At 33.4% G+C, this 21,652-nt stretch carries 20 protein-coding genes, 1 tRNA gene and 1 pseudogene; 14 read left to right on the top strand and 8 right to left on the bottom strand.

The window, feature by feature from the left end:
• Positions 1 to 5: 5 nt before the first annotated feature.
• The 8 genes and pseudogenes from BKH45_RS01735 to BKH45_RS01700 form a co-directional block, all read right to left on the bottom strand.
• Positions 6 to 398 (bottom strand): hypothetical protein, encoded by a 393-nt coding sequence (locus BKH45_RS01735; protein ID WP_095273752.1) that lies wholly within the window; start codon positions 396 to 398, stop codon positions 6 to 8.
• Positions 391 to 678, bottom strand: coding sequence for a DUF2018 family protein (locus BKH45_RS01730; RefSeq protein WP_095273751.1), 288 nt, complete (start codon positions 676 to 678; stop codon positions 391 to 393). Before BKH45_RS01730 ends, BKH45_RS01735 begins: the two co-directional genes overlap by 8 nt.
• A gap of 2 nt (positions 679 to 680) precedes the next feature.
• On the bottom strand, positions 681 to 1,976 hold the full coding sequence (hisD, locus tag BKH45_RS01725) for a histidinol dehydrogenase (protein WP_180675589.1): 1,296 nt from the start codon (positions 1,974 to 1,976) through the stop codon (positions 681 to 683).
• A gap of 107 nt (positions 1,977 to 2,083) precedes the next feature.
• Positions 2,084 to 3,352, bottom strand: a complete 1,269-nt coding sequence (lpoB, locus tag BKH45_RS01720; RefSeq protein ID WP_143428368.1) for a penicillin-binding protein activator LpoB — start codon at positions 3,350 to 3,352, stop codon at positions 2,084 to 2,086.
• 135 nt (positions 3,353 to 3,487) lie between these two features.
• The gene (locus BKH45_RS01715; protein ID WP_095273750.1) at positions 3,488 to 3,922 is read right to left on the bottom strand and encodes a Dps family protein; all 435 of its coding nucleotides are present in this window, start codon (positions 3,920 to 3,922) and stop codon (positions 3,488 to 3,490) included.
• Between the two features lie 82 nt (positions 3,923 to 4,004).
• A pseudogene (locus BKH45_RS01710) lies at positions 4,005 to 4,976 on the bottom strand (ATP-binding protein); the annotation flags it as partial.
• A 94-nt stretch (positions 4,977 to 5,070) separates the two neighbouring features.
• Entirely contained in the window at positions 5,071 to 5,367 is a 297-nt protein-coding gene (locus tag BKH45_RS01705; protein WP_095273749.1) for a hypothetical protein, read from the bottom strand.
• Positions 5,368 to 6,411 carry a flagellar basal body P-ring protein FlgI gene (locus tag BKH45_RS01700; RefSeq protein WP_095273748.1) on the bottom strand — a complete coding sequence of 348 codons (1,044 nt, stop codon included), beginning with the start codon at positions 6,409 to 6,411 and terminating at the stop codon, positions 5,368 to 5,370. It lies immediately after the preceding gene.
• 144 nt (positions 6,412 to 6,555) lie between these two features.
• On the opposite strand from BKH45_RS01700, the gene BKH45_RS01695 reads away from it, so the two are divergent.
• The 14 genes from BKH45_RS01695 (at position 6,556) to BKH45_RS01630 (ending at position 21,473) form a co-directional block, all read left to right on the top strand.
• Positions 6,556 to 6,633 (top strand) — tRNA-Pro (locus tag BKH45_RS01695).
• Positions 6,634 to 7,194: 561 nt separating this feature from the next.
• Positions 7,195 to 7,446, top strand: coding sequence for a Flp family type IVb pilin (locus tag BKH45_RS01690; RefSeq protein ID WP_095273747.1), 252 nt, complete (start codon positions 7,195 to 7,197; stop codon positions 7,444 to 7,446).
• Positions 7,447 to 7,875, top strand: a complete 429-nt coding sequence (locus BKH45_RS01685; RefSeq protein ID WP_095273746.1) for a prepilin peptidase — start codon at positions 7,447 to 7,449, stop codon at positions 7,873 to 7,875.
• Positions 7,876 to 7,889: 14 nt separating this feature from the next.
• Positions 7,890 to 8,753: an SAF domain-containing protein gene (locus BKH45_RS01680; RefSeq protein ID WP_095273745.1), complete on the top strand. Its 864-nt coding sequence runs from the start codon at positions 7,890 to 7,892 to the stop codon at positions 8,751 to 8,753.
• Positions 8,731 to 10,140, top strand: a complete 1,410-nt coding sequence (locus BKH45_RS01675; protein ID WP_095273744.1) for a pilus assembly protein N-terminal domain-containing protein — start codon at positions 8,731 to 8,733, stop codon at positions 10,138 to 10,140. The genes BKH45_RS01680 and BKH45_RS01675 overlap by 23 nt, the downstream gene beginning before the upstream one ends.
• Before the next feature lie 10 nt (positions 10,141 to 10,150).
• Positions 10,151 to 11,227: a hypothetical protein gene (locus BKH45_RS01670; protein ID WP_095273743.1), complete on the top strand. Its 1,077-nt coding sequence runs from the start codon at positions 10,151 to 10,153 to the stop codon at positions 11,225 to 11,227.
• Entirely contained in the window at positions 11,218 to 12,531 is a 1,314-nt protein-coding gene (locus BKH45_RS01665; protein ID WP_219349977.1) for a CpaF family protein, read from the top strand. Before BKH45_RS01670 ends, BKH45_RS01665 begins: the two co-directional genes overlap by 10 nt.
• Entirely contained in the window at positions 12,531 to 13,442 is a 912-nt protein-coding gene (locus BKH45_RS01660) for a type II secretion system F family protein (protein WP_095273742.1), read from the top strand. Before BKH45_RS01665 ends, BKH45_RS01660 begins: the two co-directional genes overlap by 1 nt.
• The gene (locus tag BKH45_RS01655) at positions 13,439 to 14,278 is read left to right on the top strand and encodes a type II secretion system F family protein (protein WP_095273741.1); all 840 of its coding nucleotides are present in this window, start codon (positions 13,439 to 13,441) and stop codon (positions 14,276 to 14,278) included. The genes BKH45_RS01660 and BKH45_RS01655 overlap by 4 nt, the downstream gene beginning before the upstream one ends.
• Positions 14,278 to 15,039 carry a CDC27 family protein gene (locus BKH45_RS01650; RefSeq protein ID WP_095273740.1) on the top strand — a complete coding sequence of 254 codons (762 nt, stop codon included), beginning with the start codon at positions 14,278 to 14,280 and terminating at the stop codon, positions 15,037 to 15,039. Before BKH45_RS01655 ends, BKH45_RS01650 begins: the two co-directional genes overlap by 1 nt.
• The gene (locus BKH45_RS01645) at positions 15,020 to 15,556 is read left to right on the top strand and encodes a hypothetical protein (RefSeq protein ID WP_095273739.1); all 537 of its coding nucleotides are present in this window, start codon (positions 15,020 to 15,022) and stop codon (positions 15,554 to 15,556) included. Before BKH45_RS01650 ends, BKH45_RS01645 begins: the two co-directional genes overlap by 20 nt.
• The gene (gene tadF, locus BKH45_RS01640; protein WP_180675587.1) at positions 15,528 to 16,097 is read left to right on the top strand and encodes a tight adherence pilus pseudopilin TadF; all 570 of its coding nucleotides are present in this window, start codon (positions 15,528 to 15,530) and stop codon (positions 16,095 to 16,097) included. The genes BKH45_RS01645 and tadF overlap by 29 nt, the downstream gene beginning before the upstream one ends.
• Positions 16,098 to 16,109: 12 nt before the next feature.
• A complete protein-coding gene (locus BKH45_RS01635) occupies positions 16,110 to 17,777 on the top strand; it encodes a TadE/TadG family type IV pilus assembly protein (protein WP_095273737.1) in 1,668 nt (555 codons plus the stop codon).
• 93 nt (positions 17,778 to 17,870) lie between these two features.
• Positions 17,871 to 21,473 carry an autotransporter outer membrane beta-barrel domain-containing protein gene (locus BKH45_RS01630; RefSeq protein ID WP_180675585.1) on the top strand — a complete coding sequence of 1,201 codons (3,603 nt, stop codon included), beginning with the start codon at positions 17,871 to 17,873 and terminating at the stop codon, positions 21,471 to 21,473.
• The last annotated feature ends 179 nt before the right edge of the window (positions 21,474 to 21,652 follow it).

Below are 21,652 nucleotides of genomic sequence, written 5' to 3'. Positions count from 1 at the left end.
TCCCTCTAATTTTTTTGCAAAAATTGAGCATCCCCTGATATTCCCAACCACAACAAAGCTTGATTTGTCTTTTGATTATAATCTTTAAACGAAATAAATAAATAAGCGTTCCCAAGATGGGAGTCTCCTTTAAATAATTCAAGCTTAAAGGTATCTCTTTGATAATCTTGATACAAAATAAACTGATAAGGAAACTTATCGTAATTGAGATAAACCACAAGTCCATGATTTTTATACAATGTCCATCTCAAAGAAAGAGGTTTTTGAAGTTGATTTTGATAGATACTACCTTCATAAAGTTCATCTTTTTTGAGATAAATATCTTTATTCATTGTCCAAGTAGGCTCTTTTGCCAAAACAAAAACACTTAAAATAAATAAAAATAAAAATCTATTCATTTTCACTTAAGATTTTAGCCATAGATTCAATAGCGATATTATTTTTATGATGCTTTAGTTTTTGCTCTAATAGGGTATCTTCTTTAAGCCTGATATAAAATTCTCTTAATTTACCCTCCAACCCATGCTCTTCAAAAATAATTTCATAGATTGCTTGCATTTCAAGAATTTTTTCTAATTCATCAGCCGATAATTTTCTACTTGCATTAAAAACCACATCTTTCCACTTTTGGATAGGATCACCTTCCAAAACTTCCAATTCATCAAATTCTTCCCACATCATCACTCCTTTATTCTAGCTAAAACTGCTTCTTTATGGGCATCTAATCCTTCTATATGTGCCAATATAGCACACTCTTTACCTAATTCCATCATTGCTTGTTTTGAAAAACTAATAATAGAACTTTTTTTCATAAAATGCTCAACCCCCAAGGGAGAAAAAAATCTCGCGCCCCCACCGGTTGGTAATGTGTGATTAGGTCCTGCAAGATAATCTCCTATGGGTTCAGGAGTATTCTCACCCAAAAATATTGCCCCTGCATGCTTGATTTGGGGCAGTATTTCTAAAGGATTTTGCGTCAAAATCTCCAAATGCTCAAAAGCAAATGTATTGCTCAAAGCGATACATTCTTTTAAATCCTTAGCAACAATAATTACTCCGCGATTTTCAATGCTTGCTTTGGCAATTTTTTCACGCCCCAGCTTAGGAAGAATAGCATACAAATAATGAATTGTTTCTTGGGCTATTTTGTGGCTTGTTGTCAGCAAAATTGAGCTTGCCATCTCATCATGCTCAGCTTGAGAAAGCAAATCATGAGCAATGTAGCTTGGATTGCTAAATGCATCAGCAATAATTCCAATCTCACTAGGTCCGGCAATCATATCAATGGAGACTTCTCCAAAAACAAGCTTTTTTGCAGTAGCGACAAAAATATTTCCCGGTCCTGTAATTACATCAACTTTTTTAATCCCTTCTATTCCATAAGCCATCATTGCAATCCCGCTTGCCCCACCAACCTTGTAAATTTCTTGGATTTTGCATAAATGCGCTGCTGCCAGTAGAAGTTCATTGGGTTGGTTATGGGGAGTTGGAGTAGAGATGACAATCTCTTTGACACCGGCAACTATTGCAGGAATAGCATTCATCAATAAAGAGCTTGGATAAGCTGCCTTGCCACCGGGTATATAAAGCCCCGCTCTGTCCATGGGAGTAATTTTTTGCCCCAAAATAGTGCCATTTTCTTCAAAATCCAGCCAAGTTTTGGATTTTTGTTTTAAGTGGAAAGCATAAATTCTGTCATAAGCAGTATGCAAAGCTTGTTTGGTTGCTTTATCCAGATTTTCATAAGCTTGTTGAGAGATTTTTGGAGATATTTGAATATCTTGTATAGTTTGAGGATTCCAGCCATCAAACTTTCTAATATGTTCCAAGATGGCTTTTAAACCATTTTCAGATACCTCATCAAGCAATCCTTGAACTTTTTGAGTAACATTTCTTATATCAAGCTTGCCTCTATTGAGTAAGATCTTAAATTGCTCCTCAAAATCCAAATCAGCCGTATTGAATATTCTTATCATTAGCACACCCTATTTAAGCTTATTAGATTATTATAACACAATAAAAGTGATAACATATTACTAAATCAATCGCTACGGCTATGAAGTAAAAGCAAATTTTAGAGATTTTATAATTTTAAAAACAAGCCTAATGTTAGCAATGACCAACCTTGAGAAAAATAATTTTCATCATCTACGCTCCATTCATATTTTGTTCCAATATTGATTCCAAATTTGTCATAAAAATATGTCCAACCAAGAGAAACAAACGGATAAAAACTATTAAATTTTTGCTCAATATGAATGCCATGAATATCAAACCTTAGGTTAGAATAAATATCTGCTAATAACCCTCCGCTCACATAAAATCCCTTTGTAATCCCACGCTCAACCAAGAGTAGTAATTCTCCGCCTAACTTATGACTTCCGGCAGTAGCAGAACAATCCATACAAAGACCTATGTCTTTGAATTTGTATGAATCCCTCCAAGAACTGTAATAAGAAACATCAATCTTTTTTGTTATTAAGCTTGAGTAACTATACAAAGCATTGAATTGAAAGGCTAGCGATTCATTCAGACTTAGCATGTATCCAAGTTTCACATCAAGGCTTAGCCGGCTAGAATCATCTAAACCTTCCGGAACTCCCTCAATATAATTACCATAACCATAGGGTTTTAAAGAAATAGAAGGGATTTTGATGCCTCCATAATTAACTAACCTAGTCTCCAGACCAATCACAAGATAGTTTGAGAAAAAACCTTTAGCTTTATTTGAAGTTTTAGGGCTTTTTGAAGGAGGGTTATTTGCGTATTGATCTAATTCTTTTTTGTCAATTACCTTTGATATAATCGTTTCATTATCCCATACAACCAAACCTGTAGCAATATCTGTAAGTGTAAGCAAAAAGTAATAATCAAGCCTTTCTTTTTTACCTACATTTCTGCTGCGTTGAATGATTTTACCTGAAAGTGAGTAGTTTGGGGCAATAAGATTTCCTTTATTGACAATAGTTTTTTGATTGAATTCTTCATTATTTCTTATGTTTCTTGTGCTTTTTAATATCTCATCAGTACTCAAAGCATTCCCTGAAATTGCCGCGCTCAGGATAAAACCATCATTGCGGATTTTTGTTGCCAGTTTGCGGCTTAGGAGTTCTACATCAATATCGTCTTTTGTGTCATTGATAATATCGGATATAGCCAAAATTCTCTTATCTTCCGGGATTTTCTGCACAGATCTTGATTTGAGTAAAGATTTTGCATTTTTATCGACTACCTCTTGTATATCATGATAATCAATGCCAATTGAGGTGTAATTTTTTGAGTTATTGATATATTTTGGCGCACTTGCGCAACCAACAATAAAAAACAAACATAATGTAAGTGTAGTAAATATATTCTTGACGATAAGAATCCTTAAGTTTTTTAAATTTTTGGTAATTATAATATATTTTTTAAAAATTTAATAACTTTATAATATCATCAAGAAGAAATAAATAAAAGAAAAAATAGGGGAAAACCCCCATATAAATTAACCTAAATGTGCTTTTAGCATCCAAATAGATTTTTGTAATTGAGCGCTTTGCTCATCGGCATAAGCAGCTGTTACTTTGTCATTATCTTTGTCTGCAAGTTCAGAAAGTTTTTTAAATTCTTTTTCAAGATATTCATAATCAGCCAAAATACCCTTAAAAACATCACTTGATTTAAAATCACTTCGCGCTTCTTCTTTGACTTGGGCAATTTTTAAAGCTTCTGTAAGCGTAGTAACCGGCTTATCGCCCAGTTGGACAATTCTCTCTGCAAGATCATCAAACATATCAGCAAATTTTTCATAAATCTCTTCTGTTGCTTTGTGAGTGTGGTAAAAATCTGAACCCCTCACATTCCAATGAAAATTATGAATTTTCATAAAGAGCACAATAGAATCTGCCTGAAGTTGTTTGAGTAATTGAACGGTTTTCATTTTGGTATCCTTTTTAATGGAAAAATTTTATCCTTAGATAATATTGTCCATCATATAGCAACAGAGTAAATCAAAATCTAACCTAAACTAAATTTGGAATTTTAATTTCAAATACCTTATTCTTGCTTTCTAAAAGTTTGATGCTCCCGTTATGGGCTTCGACTATTTGTAATGATAAAGCAAGCCCAAGACCATTGCCTTTAAGTTTGGTTGTTTTGAAAGGCTCAAAAAGTAAATTTTTATTTTCTATACTTTTGCCATTATCTTGAATATAAAAAATAATTTCATCATTTAAAATTTTAGCTTTGATTTCAATTTCACCCTTTGAGACTTCCCCATCTTCAATAGCATCAATAGCGTTATAAACAAAATTTTGAAGCACAATCCCCATCAAATCTAAATCAAAAAATCCCCATTTATCCTCAAAATCAAATAAAAATTCTATAGATTTGCAATAGGTATATTGCTCTATGAGTTCTTCAAGGTCATTTTTTAATTCTGATAAATGATGTTTGGATTTATGGATATTAACACCCTTAGAAAACAACAAAGTAGCGCGGATAATACGCTCTACTCTCCAAAGAGATTTTTGTATCTCAAACACAATTGGTTTGGAAGCATTATCAACTCGTTTAAGCAATGTAGATGCCAAAAGAGAAATAGATCCTATGGGATTCCTGATTTCATGGGCAAGATGGGCGGATACTTGCCCCATAGAAGCCAGGCGTTCTTGCCTTTTTTGTAAAGTAATATCTGTAGCTGTAATAATTTGCTTATTCAAAATAGCATTATTTTGAAATAAAAATGTCTTTTCTTCGCTTTCTACCTCTCCGCTAAAGCTTATTTTCTTGGCTTCTTGAAAAACTTGTTCCATTTGATTAGCCAATGTATTTTTATAAAAAAAGCTCTCATTATTATTGATAACCCAAATTGCTTGAGGCAAGATTTCAATTACCCATTCATAAAGGGCTTTATAATCCTTAAATTCTTTTTCAATTTTATAACTTTGTAAAATAAATTCATTTAAAAGTGTTAAAAGCTCTTGCTTGTCTTGGAAATTAATCTTCTCAAGCAATTCTTTATTCATCACGCCTTCATCAGTATCTAACACTTCTTCCGGCCGGAGAGTATTTTTATCTTCGAATTTATTACTTGCCAACTTGTTGTTCTTTTAAGAAATTAAACAGCAACTCACTATAACCAAAACTCCCGCTTAATTCTTTAGACAAAACATCTTTATACATAGATTGATAGATTTCTGTTCCGGCTTGTTTGGGATAAAGAGGGTCATCAAGCTTGAGTGAAGTATCTAAAAAAAACTTCAATATGAGTGCCTCAAAAGCATTTGTTTGATCCTTGAGTTTTTTGTCATCTCCTTTAAGATTTTGATGGGTTATTTTATCTATTTGATAATTTGTATAAAGAGTTTTTGTATCTATTTTCATTTATATCACCTCAATTTCTGCGCTAATTGCCCCGCTTCTTTTGAGCGCTTCAAGTATAGAGATCATGCTTTTAGGGCTTGCCCCCATTTTTTGGAGTGCCTTTACTACACTTGAAATTGTCGTAGATTTACCATTTGAACTTAGGGTATTTTCTTTGGCATCAAAAGTAGTATCATCATCTAGTTTTTGGGCTTTTTCATCATTTAGGGGTTCTTTGGTGATTTTTATAGTAATATCCCCGCTACTCACCATTACCGGATGGACAATAATTCCTACGCCTGCAACAATTGTGCCTGATTTTTCATTAATAATGATTTTGTTTCTATTGGAATAATCTACATTCACCTCTTGGACCAAAGCCAAAAATTCTATCATACTAAGCTTCTCAGGTCGGACGATCTTAATCGTTCTGGGATCAATTGCCAAAGCAATATCTGAACCAAAAACATTATTGATAGCATTTTGAACTTTAATGGCATTTTGAAAATTAGACTCTTTCAAACTTAATGCCATTCCTGTTTTATCATAAATATCATAAGTTACTTCACGCTCTATAGTTGCGCCATTAACAATTGTCCCGGAAAGCGTATTTTGAGAACTCCCTAAGGCAATAGGACCTTGAGCAATCGCATAAATATTGCCATCTACTGCGCTTAATGGAGTCATCACCAATATACCTCCCTCAATAGATTTGGCATCTCCAATAGAAGAAATTTGTATATCAATCTTATCCCCTTGCCTTCCAAATGAAGGCAAAGATGCTGTAATCATCACAGCAGCAACATTCTTAGACTTAATATCCTCAGGAGAAATTTTTACATTCACACTCTCAAGCATATTAGCAATTGATTGCATGGTAAATTTTGAACTGGTTTTATCCCCTGTCCCATTAAGCCCGATGACTAATCCATAGCCAATCAGTTGATTATCTCTTACCCCAACAATATTAGCAATATCTCCTATTTTCTCTGCATATAAACTAACATGAAACAAACAAACAAACAAAGACAAAAGAGTGAATTTGCCTAAATTTTGTAAGACCATAATTTTCTCTCCTTAGAATAACTGCTTTTATCAAGCAAGAAACATTCCCTCATGATTAAAATTTTAAATCAAATGGGCAAAATTAATTACCAAGAAGCAAATTAAAATCTCAATTTTTAGGCTATAATTATGAGCTTTATTTTCCGGAGTATAGCGCAGCCTGATTAGCGCGCACCCTTGGGGTGGGTGAGGTCGTGGGTTTGAATCCCGCTACTCCGACCAGTTTTTATTTTTATCTGCATACAATTTTATCAACAAACATCATTCAATATTTCATTTGACTTAACCAACAAATATTATTCAGGATTTTGAAATGTAGTTTTTACAAAACAAAACTACAAGTATCAATAAGTTTTGAGGAATAGTTTCTTTAGAAATAACCTGAATTTACAAAATCTACCATCAAATTCTTAAAATTTTTTAATTAAGTAAATAAATAGTAAATATTTAATAAATAAAAAATCATTAACTTATTAAATATTTAATTAAATTTATTTATCTATAAACAATTATCTGTCTAAATAGATAATAAAAAATATCAATCTCAAAAAATATCCTTTTCAACAAATATATTTTTCAAAATTATTAGAGATGTAACCTATTTGAAATCTTAATACTATAATCCCATAAAATACGTATGAAACATAGTTTAATCTAATTTAATATCTCAAATTTTTATTATTTTATAGCCAATCATTATAAAAATAATGAGAATTTTTATTATTTATTAAGAAAAAATACATTACGATACAGCCTTATATAAACTTTTAAAAAGGAAAAAATATGTTTAATAAATTACTGAGTAATTTAAAAAATTTGCAGATAAAATTATTTATTCGAACAATGCTTTTTTATAAATGCCAAAAAGGGGTTACTGCTATCGAATATGCCCTTATTGCTGTTGCTATTTCATCCATGTTATTTATTGTTTTAGGAAGTGGGGGTGAAGATGGATTGATTGCAAAAATTAAAGAATCCTTCCGTTCCATTCAAGATGGATTGAGCATTAGCAATTCACAAGGGAATAATAAATAAATGCAAATCACAACCATTTTATGGTTTTTGGTTTCTGTATGGATTGTTTGCACAGATATATCTCATCGCCTAATTAGCAATATTCAAATTTTGAGTGTGATAATTTTAGGAATTTTATGTTTTTTTCAATATGGACTAGATATTAATACTTGGACATCTCTTGGTATTTTTCTGATAGGATTTTTATTATGGCATTTTGGATTTCTGGGGGCAGGAGATGTGAAACTTTTAAGCATACTAAGCTTAATAATGCCTTACCATCTGATTTTATCATTCTTATTTTTAACATCTCTTATAGGCGCAGGGATTGGAATTATTATCTGGATTTTATGGCATTTATTCGGGATAAATCGAACAGTCCCTTATGGAATAGCTATCATGAGCAGCTTTTTGTTGCTCTTTTTACCGAAAATGATTCAAAAAATTTAAACTAAGGTTTTTTTATGAATAGAAAAATAATGATTCTCATATCCATTATGATTTTATTGGTATCTGTATTGGGTCTCTTCATCACTCAAGGAGAATCTTCAAATAGTACCAAGCAAGATAACATTGAGCCTTCTAAACAAACTTTCAGTCTCTTAAGCGCTACAAAAAATCTCCATGCAGGAGAAATTATCAACCCCACAGACATAGCTACACAAACTATTGAAGATAAGGAAGATAAAATATGGGGAGATAAAATTGTAGATAAAAATAAAGATTTTATTTTGGATTCTATCTTGCTTAGAGACATTCCCAAAGGGGAAATAATTACTTATTCAGATATTGCTCGCCCCGGCAGCAAAGAATATGATCAACTAAAAGCCTCTCCAAGAAAAAGTTTATTTTCTTTTGGTTTTGATTTAAACCAAAGAGAATATGTTGTGTTACAAAAGCTTAAACCAAATGAATTTGTAGATATTTATTTCAAATATGAAACTAAAAATCCAAAAAATATTCCTGTTCTCCCTAAGCAATCTCAAAACCAACAATACTCATCTCAAGAAAATGCAAACAGCACCAATCTTGTGCTTGTCTTTCCTCATAAACGCGTGTTATTTTTAGAAAAAAAGTCTTCTCAAGAAAAATCAGATCTTCAAAACCTTCAAAAGACTCCACAAATAATGGCGCACCTTTACGCTGAACTCTCCCAAGAAGATATTAAAAAAGTTTATACAATAGAAGATCTGGGGTATTTTTTTATTCTTCCTTCAAGTCAAACAAGTCAAAAATCACAAAATTTTCTTGCAACAGATGATGTTTTAACAAAAGATTTTATCAAAGAACTTAAAGGAGGCATCGATGCGAAAAATGATTCTTTTTAGTTTTTATTTCATCATAATAGGGTGTCTTAGTATTTTGCAAGCCAATGAAATAGTAATGAAAAAAGGTGATTCCAGAATATTAAAAACAACATCAAACATCACCACAGTTTTCACATCCAATCCCAAAGTGATAGATTATAAAATTATTAACTCTCGCCAAATCATTATTTATGCTAATGATGATGGATTTGGAGATATCAAAATCTTTGGCAATACAGGCAAAAACAATAATGATATTTTATTGTCCCTACAAATATCTGTTGATCCTTTTGCAAAAAATTTAGAAAAAATCGCTAAATTAATTGAAAATAAAATTCCCGGATCTTCTATTAAAATTGATAAATTAGGTCTCCCCGGAGAACAAGGATATATTATTAGCGGGAGTGTTTTAGATGAAAGCAGTCGGGACACAGCTTTTAATATGGCAGCCCTTGCGCTGGGTTTGGAATTAAGAAAAAAAGAAAAAGATGCCACCTCTGCTGCCAGGACTTCTCAACGAACTACAAATGACGGCGGGCAACAAGATAATTCTCTTGATTTTTTAGCCAGGTTTGAAACAGATTCTTTGATTGACAAACTCCAAATCCAACTCCCCAGACAAGTAAATGTGAAGCTTTTGGTTGCAGATGTAGAAAAGAATATGACTACAAAATTAGGATTAGATTTTAATGGAGGATCTTTGATTATCCCCCTTGTTGCGCAAGGAATCTATCAGGGTTTTTCTCAATTAAACCTAGCCACTATTATAGATGCCCTCAAAGATGAGCAAATAGCCAAAATTTTAGCCCAACCCAATCTCTCTGTTTTGAGTGGAGAAAATGCAGAATTTAGCGTTACAGGACAATATACTCCTATCACAAATACTGTTACATTCGGGGGACAACCTATCAGCTCCCCGGGAGCAGCTAAAGATTATGGAATTTCACTCACCATCCAACCAAAAGTAGAAAGTAGCGACAAAATTACTGTGCGTATTTCTCAAGAAGTTAGCAATATACAAAGTATTATCGAAAAAAATGGCGCGAGCGCAGCCAATCTCAAAAAAAGACGTGCCGAAAGTGTCATACAAGTAGCTGATGGCGAAAGCTTTGTCATTGGAGGTTTGTTAGATGAAAGAGATAATGAAAACATCAAGTCTGTACCATTTTTGGGAGATATACCTGTTTTGGGAGCGTTATTTCGCAAAACCAATATCACTCGCTCAAAGGCTGAGCTTATTATTGTTGCCACTGTGAGTTTAGCTCGCCCTGCTGTTGGGGATATTGCTATACCAACTTATCAAACTCGTAATGTCATAGAGTCTTTTTTCAATCTCCCTTACAAAAAGTTTGAAAACGATCGCGGAGAAATAGAAGCATTTTTTCAAAATGTAGGGTTTATGCAATAAAGGAAAAAATATGCAATTATCATTTTTAAAAAATAAAACACACAAAAATCAAGAAACTTTTATTCTGATTGTTTCTGAAAGTCTCAAACATTTAGACAATATTTATGAATATTTATGCCTCAAAGGGATTGATAATTCCAAAAAATTACATAAAAATCCCCTGGAAATACAACCTTGTGAAATTAAGTGGCATTTACAAGCGGTCATTTTAGATGCGCTCAATGTTAAAGATACTCAAGAATATTGCGACTTTATTGCAAAAATTTTTCCCAAAAATATCCCCTGTATTGTCCTGGCTAATAATGATTCCATCAAAATTTCTCAAGAATTTTTGTCCGAAGGAATTTTCTATCTTGATAGACAAACTCAAAGCGATCAAATTTATGAAAAAATCTTTAGTTTTGAAGAAAATATACAAAATAAAAAATCTATCAAAATAAGTATTTTAGGTGCTAAAGGGGGGGTTGGAAATTCCTTTATAAGCTATCATTTAGCTTGCATGATTTACCAAAGATATCTCTCATGTGTCCTGAATGTACAAGGATCGGAGAGTTCTTTTAATCTGGATTTCATCTCCGGAAAAATATTTGAAAAAGAATATTATCATAACAATGAAGTCTGTCTCTTTAGAGAAACCAAAGAAGATGCTTATAATTACCACAACCCTAAGCATGCTAAATTTAATTTCATACTTTATGATCACTCCATACAAAGTCTCCAAAAAGAAAGTATCGAAACAATCCTTAATGAATCAGACACTGTTGTTCTTCTGATTAATTATGAGCTTGATTGCTTGAGAAAAGCCAAAGAAACATTGCGTATTAATGAATTTTTATTGAGTGTCAATCAGGGAGCAAAAAAGATTTATATTTGTGTCAATCAGGGAATACCCCATATAAAATCTACTCTTTGTATCTCTGATTTAGAAGAAATTATTGGGGCATCTATTGACTCTGTTATCCCTTATCAACCTATAGACAAAAGCGCACCAACCACAATCCCCAAAGGAAAAACCAACAAAGCCTTAGAACTCTTGGTTGATAAATTAACAGGGACAATATCTAAAAGGAAACGAAAATGGATTTAAGCATGGTTGCCAGAGAAAAACAAAACGCTTCTGTTCTTTTCATTCGTGAAAAAGTATTCGCAGAAATTGATATTGAAAAAATCGAACAACTTATGGATAACCACCATATATTTTTAAAAGAGATTTTAAAAGTTATCCAAAAAGTTGCCACACAAAACAAAAAATATCTTTCTAAATACGAACTCCAAATGATGGGAGAAATTATTGCTGATGAGATTATGGGGTTAGGACCTTTGAGAATTCTTATGGAAGATGAGGAAGTCAGCGATATTCTGGTTAATGGCGCAGATAATATCTACATTGAAAAAAATGGAAAACTGGAAAAAACAACTCGACATTTTATTGATAACAATCAACTCACTGATATTGCTAAAAGACTGGTAGCCAAAATGGGTAGAAGAATTGATGATGCCCAACCTTTAGTAGATGCCAGACTCCCTGATGGCAGTCGTCTTAATGTAGTCATCAATCCCATAGCACTTGATGGCACTTCTATTTCTATCCGTAAATTCAACAAAACTTCCAAAACACTTCAAGAGCTTGCCAAATATGGCTCCATGAGTTCTCATATTGCAAGTACTCTAGCAATCGCTTCAAAATCTCGGTGCAATATAATTGTCTCAGGGGGCACCGGTTCGGGCAAAACAACACTCCTTAATGCCCTCTCTCATCATATTTCTGATGATGAGAGGATCATCACTTTAGAAGATGCTGCCGAACTCAAACTCCAACAACCTCACATAGTCAGAATGGAGACAAGAATGGCAGGAGTAGAAAATAGCGGGCAAGTCAGCATGCGTATGCTAGTTATCAATGCCCTGAGAATGCGTCCGGATCGAATTATTGTTGGGGAATGTCGCGGAGGAGAAGCCTTTGAAATGCTTCAAGCTATGAATACAGGGCATGATGGATCTATGACCACATTGCATGCCAATAGCCCTTTTGATGCGATGTCCAGACTAGAAAATCTTGTGATGATGGCAGGTTTTAACCTCCCTATTGAAGCCATTAGACACAACATTGCTTCAGCCATTAATATCATTGTCCAAATCGCTCGTCTTAATGATGGGAGTAGAAAAGTAATCAAAATATCAGAACTTACAGGCATAGAAAATACTCAAATCAAACTTCATGATATTTTTGATTTTCAAATCAATCCTAAGCGAGACCAACAAGGAAAAATACAAGGACACTATGTTTTTAAGGGCTTACCCAAAAATTCCATTTTGGAAAAAAATGCAATGATGTTTGATATTTATCCGCTTTTGGAAAAAATAATCCGTGAAGCGCAGGAGGGGATTTGATGATAATATTTTTTATTTTTACAATCCTTAGTGGAACAATTTTTCTTATCTACTCTATTTATTCAATTTGGATACTCAAAAATACTCAAAAATTTATGGAACTCATTGATATTTCTTATCCAAATCTCAAAGACAAAGAACAAAAAGCCTCTTTATTCCAAATCCTTATGCAGAAATTGATTTGGCATTTTCGCAACGTCTATGATCCTCAAAAAGGCATTATTCTTAAAGGATTCTTAACAACGTTTATTTCCATGCTTATATTGGTGGGATTAAACCGGATTTTTTTACAATTTAATATTTTTTTAGTTATTTTAATAGCTATATTTTTTGGCGCTTATTTGGCTAATGTTTTGTATATGAGAGCCATCAAAAATGAATTTGAAAAAAATTTCCCTCAAGCCCTTATTGTTATCTCAGGAGCTATTTCTTCAGGGAATAATATCACCCAAGCCTTGCAAGATTGCGCCGGTAGCATGGAGGGGATTTTGGCAAATGAGTTCAAAATTATCGTCCGCAGTCTTAATATGGGCGATGATCCTACCAAAGTTTTCGGGCAATCCTATCAAAGACTCCCTTTTGAAAATTATTATTTTTTCCTTACTTCCCTTTTAGTAAGTATCAAAAGCGGGGCAAGGATCAAAGAAGTTCTCTCAAGATTATCTACAGCCACCACAAAAGCCAAGTCAATGGAAAAAAAGAAAAATGCCATGACCTCAGAAGTGCGGATGAGTTCAAAGATTACAGCAGCTATCCCTTTTGCTTTTTTGATTTTAATGAAATTCATCAGTCCGGATAATTTTGACTATATTATGCACGACCCGCAAGGAAGATATATTCTTTATTATTTTCTAATCAGTGAGGGGATTGGCATGGGAATTATTTTATTTTTGATGAGGAAATTATCATGAATACATTTTATTTATTTTCTTTGATCTTTGGATTTTTTATCCTCATTTCTTCGACAATCAAAAACTCAAAAATTAAAAAATTAACTCATTTACTTGAAGAAACAAACCAACAAAATGATATTTTTATCAAAACTTCTCAAAAAGACAAAGCCCAAGAAATTCTTGAAAAATCAGACACTCTCTTAAAAAATATTCGCCTTTATGATGAAAATATTATTCTCAAAATCTTGTGCGCATTTGGAGTATTTATATTTTTTTATTTTATTAATCTTATTTTTTCACTCCAAATTTCCCAAGCATTTCTTGGAATCATAGGTATTTTTTCCATACTCATAAGCTTTTTGCTACCTTCTTATCTGCAAAAATTCATTGTCGAATCCAGAATACAAAAGATTAGCAAAAATATTCCCATGTTTGTGGATTTATTGGCAATTTGTGTGCAATCAGGAATGAACATTGAAGGGGCTATCAAATTTTTGGAAGGGAGTATTTCTCAAATCAACAAAGGATTCGCTCCTTTTTTGAATCGCATTATACTTAAAAGTGAAATTAGCGGATTGCAAACAGCTATTGACGATCTCCAAAAAGAACTCCCAAGCACTGAAATTAGTATGATGTGTACAACCCTCAAACAAAGTCTCAAATATGGGAGCGCTATTTATGAAACTCTCATGCATCTCTCAATGGAAATTCGAGAGCTTGAATTGTTAAAAACCGAAGAGGCTATTGGAAAACTATCTGCGAAGATGAGTATTCCTTTGATTTTATTTTTCATGTTCCCGGTCATCATTATTATTGCTGCACCGGGGGTTATGAAAGTTTTGGAAGGATTTTAATGAAAAATTTAATAAAAAAGAAAATTTTATTTTTTGCATTCTCGGTAATTTTGCCATTAATACTATCAGGTTGTTTTTCTAAAAATCAAGACTTTTTTGGTGATGAAGTCTATAGAGAACGTGTTTTACTTGCAGCCAAAAACTATAAAGACCTCATCAAAATGTTTAAACAAAAATTAGAAAAAAAAGACACCCCCCAAACCCGGATAAAACTTGCTCAGTATTATTTCAAATCTAAAGATTATAATTCTGTATTTTATTACCTCAGACCCTTGATAAAAGATAAAAAATCTACGCAAGCGACTATGCTTTGGGCACAAACGCTCCAAACAACCAACAAATACCAAGATGCCCTAGCCATACTTGATGATCTTATCAAAACAGATAAAAATATTCCCCAAGCCTACAATCTTAGAGGTATTATCTATGCCTCTGAGAAAAAATTTGATTTGGCAAAAAAAGATTTTCTTGATGCAAAAAAACTCTTTTTAAGCGACATGATTATCAATACCAATCTAGGCATGATTGAAATCTTGCAACAAAACTATGCAGAAGCTATCAACTATCTGATGCCCCTTTATATGCGTGGGTATAAAGATCCAAAAATTCTAAATAACCTTATCCTTGCCCTTGTAAAATCTGACAAGCTAAATGCTGCTTTAGAAATTGTTCAAAAAGAAAATCTATCCAAATCCCCCAGAAAATTTCTCCGCAACCTCCAAAAAATAAAAGCCAACTCTAATGAAAAAAAATCTCTTTAAAATTTTTCTCAAGAAAGAAGAAGGGGTGGCTACCCTTGAATTTGCTTTTTTATTTTTGCCCTTTTTCTTGCTTATCATGATGCTTTTAGAATCCCTAGTGCTTATTTATCAACTAAGCATGATTGATTACATCACAACAAGTGCAGGCAAATACGCCTCTGCCACAGAACCCAAACTTGGTTATAAAGAAAAATTTCAAGAATATATCCAACAACATAAAAATAGCTTGCTTTTATTTACAGACGTTAAAAATTCCCTCAAACCCACGCTTATATTTTGCCGCTCCCTTGAAGAACTTCAAGACAACAATTGCACCGGAAGTGAATTAGAAAACCAACTCATTGTCTATACTTTGGAGTACAAAATCCGGCCTATTTTTAAGATTTTACGTGTAATTCCCAATACAGAAAATACCACATCTAAAGTAGTTTATTACAGCGAACATACCCAATATCGCCCTACCCCAAAAAATGAAAAAAACAAACAAAATGAAAAAACAAAAACCGATATTCAATAATTTTATCACTCAAACACAAGGCTCTATTAGCATTGAAGCATCCATTATATTTGGTTTGTTGATTCTTTTGATTGTCCTTGTTGGAGATATAGGCAAAGCCCTTCTTAATCAAGGCAAACTGGATCGTCTTAGCTACTCCCTAGTCTCTATCATTAGAGAGAGAACCCTTTATGATTATTCCCAACAAATCACTTCCCAAGAGGCTTCCGGACTTTATAAAATCTTACAAAATCTCCAAAAAGACTTTATCGCCAAAAATAGTTCAATTTCTATGAAAGTAGAAGCATTGTATTTTACTTCCAACACTACTACTCCCACTCCTGAACGGACAATGAGTTATGACTTTGGGGATTTTGCATGTGATCCCTCTGTTAGCCTGCAAGATTATGCTCATTTAAGCGTAAAAACTTCTGAGCAAAAATATGCCACACTTTTTAGAGTGAGTGTTTGCCTTCACCAAAAAAGTAGTTTTGCGCCTATAAAAAACCTTATCTCAAAATTCATCCCCCTCCAATCTTCAAGTATTGCTCCGGAAAGATAATAGGAAATATATATGAAAAAAATCATTAATCTTTTGAAACAACAAGATGGGATTATTGCTTTGAGTGTTGCTATTCTTGCTCCTATTATTATTGGGCTTTTAGTTATTGGCTTTGATACTTCAAATTTACTCAATCATCAAGCAAGGTTATCAGATGCCTTAAGAGAAGCATCTTTAGGAGCAAGCACCCTAAAAAATGACGCAGAAAAAAGACAATATATACAAAGCTATCTCAAGGCTTATTTTCATGACAAAAATCTCAAATTTTCAAACATCAAAAATACTGCCCAAACCTTAAAAAAAATCAAAGATCAAAAAACCCAAGAAGAAGAAAATGCAGAAATCATCAATTCTTATGCAGATTTATCTATTCCCGGATGGTTTAGAAAATTTATAGACAAACAAAATCAAAATTTTGCCCAAGCAAAAATCTCTGTAAAATCTCCTAATGCCCATATCGATACGGATTATTTATTTGTTTTGGATTTTTCTGAATCTATGAGCAGAGACTTTGTTACAAAAATTTCTCATATTGGCTTTTGCACTCCAAATGATCCTGAATATGATGAAATTGTTTGCACCAGATTAAAAAATAGTTCTAATCGTGCAGAAGTTATGCAAGCTGTTATTTATAAAATTATCAAAACAATCAATTCTAATCCCAATAGCCAATCTCAACTGGGATTCTTGCCATTTTATGCAGGTACTCAAATCCAAAAAAATACTCATTATGACATTAATTTGGGAGATAAGCCTATTTCAAGAGACACAACTTCTTCTTACTATGTCTTACAAGTAACTTTCAAACCCCAATACAGACTTTCTGATTATGATTTTTGGTCAGGAATAATGACTTCTGTATGGGCACAAAATGACACAAATCTCACTTTTGAAAAACTCCCTTATTCTATAAATCCGGAAAAACAAAAAGCCCTGAATTTTTTCCATGCTTTTAGCAACCCTCAGAGTAATCTCATCTCCAATATTGAAACTAACCTGCCTCAAATGATTGATTATGAAGCCACACTTGAAAACATGTTTGATCCATTAAAAATTTTCAGTTTCAGATTCTATAATTTTACTGACACCAACCCTCTTATCCCAAACTCCAGAAGAAACGGAGTTGCTTATGATTTTTACGGGAAAAAAGATCAAATCAGCCACAAATCAATGCGATCTTTAGACATGAAATTTTATGAAGAAGATTTTCAGCCCATAAGCGATCCCAAAAATTTCAAAATTCTAAATGAAAAACCCTTTGATGCTTCTATAAAGGGAGGGAAACTAACCCTTGTAACTACAGCAATTTTACGTGGAAGCGCCATGCTTACCAAAGGCAAAAATAAAAAACGCATCATGATTATTGTTACAGATGGCATTGATGGAGAAGCTCTAGGAAAAGGAACTTATGAAGAAAGACTCGCTCATATGGAAGATAGGCTTTTTTCAATGGGAATGTGCAAGAGAATCAAAGATAATTTTAAGGCAAAAGGGGTAGAAACAGATATTTTCTTCATTAATATCGCCAAAAAAATTCAATCCCAAAATACTCTGCAAACATGGCAAAAATGCGCCGGGCAAGATAATGCACAATCTGTAGAAAATATTGATGAGTTTCTTCATGTTCTTAAAAGTTTTATTTTTGGAAATAAATTAGGGAAATTTGTAGAAAATTATTAAATAATTTTACTATATATGCAAAAAATAAACTTCAGGTTTTTTTTATGGAATCTATCTAATAATAATTCTCATTTTATATATAAGGATATACTTATGCGTTCTATTTCATTTATAAGAATTATTCTAATAATTAACTCTATTATATTATCAGCTTATGGTGATACTCAACCGACATCCTCTGTGGATATTTGCGCTTCCAGCAAATCCGGCTATTGCAATCAGGTCAAAGAATTTGGTTATGCAGATAAAGCGAGCGGTTATGAAAAAATATTTGTTGATTCCGGAAAAAATGGGACACTCTCCATACCCTCTATTTCCACAACTTTGCATGTTTATACATTCCCAACACAAGATGGATCTATCCCTAAAAGTTCTCTAGAAATCACTAATGATAGGATTCAAATCTCACATTCAAGTAACAAGCTTTATGAAACTAATGTTGTAGGTCCTTACTCTGAACTTACCCTAAAGTCTAAGCCCAATACCACCAATTCTATCCGAGATATCAGCATAGGGATTCTATCAAGATACCAATCTCCTTTGGCTCTAAATCTTGCTAATCAATATCTTCAAGCTGCAAAATTAACTCTTGAAGTCAAAGCCGACTCTTCTGCGCCTGTCTCCGATAGCGCAGAAAACTCGGAGTTTAAGATTCAAGGACGTCTGTATATAGGCAATGGTTCCACACTATCCCTAATTACCGATCATAAGCTTACCTTCTCTGCCAAAATGAAAAGCGAAATTGCCTATCCAAAGACAAAATACTATTTTGATAATGAATATTCAAACAAAAACTACCCTTCAAGTTTTTATCAAAGCTATGATGATTTTAAAATTTTACAAGAACAAGTGGGTCTCATCGCTCAAAATACAACCCTGAATTTTCAAAATAAATCCTTTATTAATATTGGAGAACTCTATATCAGTCAAGGGGCATCAAAGGCAAATATTGTCGTAGAAACTCCTGCTGATGAAACTGAGAGTATCGTTTATAATTTTTCTAACGGAGATACCCTCAAAAGAGCAACACTTTTAGAACACAACGCACAAAATATGATCAAGGCTATTAACAACCCTTTAGAAAAAAATGCATTAGGGTTTCAAAATTTCTTCACAGATGCCTCTACATGGAGAGAAGGCAGGATTTCTGTATTTGATTACGGCAAGCTTAGCATCACCGGGAATGTCCATAATCACCAAAACGGCACAATTATTTTGATCGATGGGGGAATCTTACAAATCAATGGAAATTTTAAAAATGAAGGCTGGATATTCTCAGGGGCAATAGATTCTAATGACTTTGGCTACATCTCTGTAAGCAAAAAAGGTATCCTTACAGATAAGTCTCAAATAGGGTTAATTGCCAACAAAGATAACTCTATTATGAACAATAGAGCTTACTTGATTCTCAGAACTCAAGAAGGCATTAGCTTCACTCAATCTGAAACTCCTCCACAACCCTCAGTATCAAACGATCAAGACTCCTCTAGCCCGGAAGTAAGTCCATCACCCACAACCACCCCACCTCTTTTGCCAACAGACAATATCCATCTCTTTGGAGCGACCAAAATAAATGGATCGCTTGCCCAATTTGATCAAGACTACACAAATAATAATCTCAAATTTGAAGCAAAGCTTGAAAATGAAAATAAAGATCTCTATATCCTTGTGAGACCCTCTGAAACAAGCAAGCAAAAAAGTGTGGAAACTCTGATGAATGAGGCTAAATCTGCTCTCTTATCACAAGAAAAAATCACTCAATTGCAACAGAAGTTTGCCGGCGCCAAAGTTGCCCTTACCAAAGCCCAACAAGCTCTAAGTATTCATGATGGGGAACTTCAAGAATACAAACAGCTCCTTGGAGAAGAATTTTTCAAAGAAAAAAATGCCGCCATTGATGCAAAAATCGCACTGTTAAAATCTCAAGAAGCAGAGCTAAAAATCAAAAATGACACAAAAATAGCCCAAAGAGATGCCGAATTGAACGCAACCACCGATGCAGCTGAAAAAAGCAAAATCAGAACAAAATATTACAATGATGAAGATATTAAAAATTATGAGGATAAAAAACGAGAACTCCAAAATATTCAATGGCTTCAAGATGATCTAAAAGGCGCCTTACCCAAAGCAGAAGATAAAGAAAAGCAAAATCAAAAACTTGCCAAGCTGGAAGAATTCAATGCTACTTTTAAAGCAAGTGAAGTTTATAAAACGCTTTTAAACACCCGATTAGAAAAACAAAAAACCTACAAGCAAGAAGGGCTTGCCCTTCTCAAGGGTATTGTTGATGAACTCAAAAACAAGACCTTATCCCAACAAAATTTCCCCTCAATGACTTCAGGGGAATACAGCGAACTCAAAAATAAATATACACATAAACTTCAAGAAATCAATCAAAAAATGGCTGCTTTGAGTACCGATGATCCTGATGAAATCCAACAACTCAATCAACTCTTAGATGAAGCCCTCATTCTCAACAGCCAAAAAACAAAAATGATTTTAAATATTCTCAATAAATCCGGTATTCAAGGACTTTCTGCTAATGAACTAAGCACCCTGAATGCTCTGAAAAATATTTCTGATGACTTGGCTACCTATATCATTACGCACGCCAATAATGACGTAGCACTCACCCAATTAACCCAAGAAGCCAAGAATGACAGGGATCATCTGAGCAAACAAACTCAGAACAACTCCATATCCAAGACCATCAATCTTATCTCCTCCACTCTATCTCAAAATAGACTTACAAACCTTTCTAATCCTTTTAACCCTACCTCATCTTTTGCCAAAATGATTCAAAAAATCTCAAAAAATAAATATGCCCAAGATCAAAGCATTCAAACCGATGCTGTCGATAGCTTTCTGTCCCTCCAAGAACCGGATACCCTAGAGGAAGAAAATAATATGGATTTATGGGGCAGTCTCATCGGGGCTTATGCAAACGCAAGTGGAAATGCCATGATTTATGGGGGCACCATAGGCTATGATAGCCTGATCACAGAATCAGCGATTTTGGGCGTATATGGGAGCTATGCTTATGCTAAAAGCAACAATCAAGGAGATATAAAAACCCAATCCCACAATGCCCAACTGGGCATTTATTCCAGAATATTTTCACACCATTCAGAGTTTGATATTTTTGTTTCCCATAATATGGGGTTTGTCAATCAAGACAGAGTCATGACTATCCTTGATCTAAACTCTTTGCAAACCTCAAACTACATCAACCATTCCACTCAAGCAGGTCTCAATTATGGGTATGTATTTGGTATCCAAGCAGAAAAAACAAATTTCTATATCAAACCCCAACTGGGTATTAGCGCTTTGTATAATATTCAAGGAAACTACAAAGAAAAGGGCTTAGCCTTTGAAGTCAAAGGTTCATCAAATTTTATTTTAAATACCGCCTTAGCTTTGGAATTTAGAAAATATTTTAAAAATGGGGGCTATTTTTATATTATCCCCGGACTTGATTACATGGCCTATAACAGCCAAAAAAACATCACTTATATTATGGGAGGTATAGAGATCAAAAGCCCGCTTAACTCTGGAGGCAAGCTCTACTATAGCACCCTTGCAGGTGCAGAATTCAAATTTAGCGCCCATATTTTTGGCTTTGGCTCTCTGGGCATAAAAATAGCCGGCAATGAACAATACTATAACGGACAAGCAGGGATGAGATATAAATTCTAATCCCTGCCTTGTTTGTGTAGATGCAATATTTATTTATTTTTATAGAAATAAACTTTTATGATAAGACGATAGAATTTTTTTAGTTAATATTGAATAATTTTAATATCTTTCTATCAATAAATTTTATCTTTAAGGTTTTTTTTATTAATTTTAGATATAATAGCACACTTTTTCAGAAA

The organism is Helicobacter sp. 11S03491-1 (genome assembly GCF_002272835.1).
GTDB lineage: Bacteria > Campylobacterota > Campylobacteria > Campylobacterales > Helicobacteraceae > Helicobacter_J.
This window is presented reverse-complemented; position numbering and strand designations above follow the sequence as displayed.

Bases quoted from the DNA above. Each gene is read 5' to 3' on its own strand.
- BKH45_RS01635 (WP_095273737.1), top strand. From the start codon at position 16,110: ATGAAAAAAATCATTAATCTTTTGAAACAACAAGATGGGATTATTGCT.
- BKH45_RS01690 (WP_095273747.1), top strand. From the start codon at position 7,195: ATGTTTAATAAATTACTGAGTAATTTAAAAAATTTGCAGATAAAATTA.
- BKH45_RS01660 (WP_095273742.1), top strand. From the start codon at position 12,531: ATGATAATATTTTTTATTTTTACAATCCTTAGTGGAACAATTTTTCTT.
- hisD (WP_180675589.1), bottom strand. From the start codon at position 1,976: ATGATAAGAATATTCAATACGGCTGATTTGGATTTTGAGGAGCAATTT.
- BKH45_RS01715 (WP_095273750.1), bottom strand. From the start codon at position 3,922: ATGAAAACCGTTCAATTACTCAAACAACTTCAGGCAGATTCTATTGTG.
- BKH45_RS01685 (WP_095273746.1), top strand. From the start codon at position 7,447: ATGCAAATCACAACCATTTTATGGTTTTTGGTTTCTGTATGGATTGTT.
- BKH45_RS01650 (WP_095273740.1), top strand. From the start codon at position 14,278: ATGAAAAATTTAATAAAAAAGAAAATTTTATTTTTTGCATTCTCGGTA.
- BKH45_RS01675 (WP_095273744.1), top strand. From the start codon at position 8,731: ATGCGAAAAATGATTCTTTTTAGTTTTTATTTCATCATAATAGGGTGT.
- BKH45_RS01665 (WP_219349977.1), top strand. From the start codon at position 11,218: ATGGATTTAAGCATGGTTGCCAGAGAAAAACAAAACGCTTCTGTTCTT.
- BKH45_RS01735 (WP_095273752.1), bottom strand. From the start codon at position 398: ATGAATAGATTTTTATTTTTATTTATTTTAAGTGTTTTTGTTTTGGCA.
- BKH45_RS01670 (WP_095273743.1), top strand. From the start codon at position 10,151: ATGCAATTATCATTTTTAAAAAATAAAACACACAAAAATCAAGAAACT.
- BKH45_RS01630 (WP_180675585.1), top strand. From the start codon at position 17,871: ATGCGTTCTATTTCATTTATAAGAATTATTCTAATAATTAACTCTATT.
- BKH45_RS01705 (WP_095273749.1), bottom strand. From the start codon at position 5,367: ATGAAAATAGATACAAAAACTCTTTATACAAATTATCAAATAGATAAA.
- BKH45_RS01680 (WP_095273745.1), top strand. From the start codon at position 7,890: ATGAATAGAAAAATAATGATTCTCATATCCATTATGATTTTATTGGTA.
- tadF (WP_180675587.1), top strand. From the start codon at position 15,528: ATGAAAAAACAAAAACCGATATTCAATAATTTTATCACTCAAACACAA.
- BKH45_RS01730 (WP_095273751.1), bottom strand. From the start codon at position 678: ATGTGGGAAGAATTTGATGAATTGGAAGTTTTGGAAGGTGATCCTATC.
- BKH45_RS01655 (WP_095273741.1), top strand. From the start codon at position 13,439: ATGAATACATTTTATTTATTTTCTTTGATCTTTGGATTTTTTATCCTC.
- BKH45_RS01700 (WP_095273748.1), bottom strand. From the start codon at position 6,411: ATGGTCTTACAAAATTTAGGCAAATTCACTCTTTTGTCTTTGTTTGTT.
- BKH45_RS01645 (WP_095273739.1), top strand. From the start codon at position 15,020: ATGAAAAAAAATCTCTTTAAAATTTTTCTCAAGAAAGAAGAAGGGGTG.